The 509-nt window shown below is 49.7% G+C and carries 1 protein-coding gene; it reads left to right on the top strand.

Features of this window, described 5'->3' with window-relative positions:
• A partial coding sequence (locus tag H8Z76_RS14060; protein WP_186982842.1) for a hypothetical protein occupies window positions 1–509 on the top strand: 509 nt, incomplete at both ends.

Genomic DNA, 509 nt, shown 5'->3' with positions numbered 1-509 from the left:
AACCTGGTTATCGAGGGCGGAGCGGAAAGTGTCTGGCTGCCTACGGTTGGCAGATATGTGGTGACCCACAGCGGCAGGAGGCTTGTGATCAACATGCCGACGGACTGTTATAAGAGAGGGAAAGTCATGGTGCGGACGGATTCCGCGGCAACAGCGCAGAACGTGACATCGAACCTTTCTTTCCGAGATCTTAACGCTTTTACCAAACGGGCGTATGGAAATGACGTGGTAGTATGGGATCGTTACAAACAAACCAGCAGGAACTATAAATATGAGGGCGGCAGCTGGAAATATTTTGGCACGGATAAGACAGAAACGGTGTGGGGCGGTGATAATTACACCGTGAAATATATGCAGACACCGGGAAATTACCGGAATTATGCGATCGTAAGGACAGACCCGTCACCGGCGGGAACGACCGTGGCGGATACCGGCGGACAGGAGTATGTATGCAAAAATGTTTCTGCGGAGAATACGTTTTATGTCTGCTATTATCCAAAGAATTATAC

Source organism: Roseburia yibonii (assembly GCF_014297335.1).
Classification (GTDB): domain Bacteria; phylum Bacillota; class Clostridia; order Lachnospirales; family Lachnospiraceae; genus Roseburia_D; species Roseburia_D yibonii.
The sequence above is the reverse complement of the archived record's forward strand: the minus strand, read 5'-3'. Positions and strand labels throughout refer to the sequence as shown.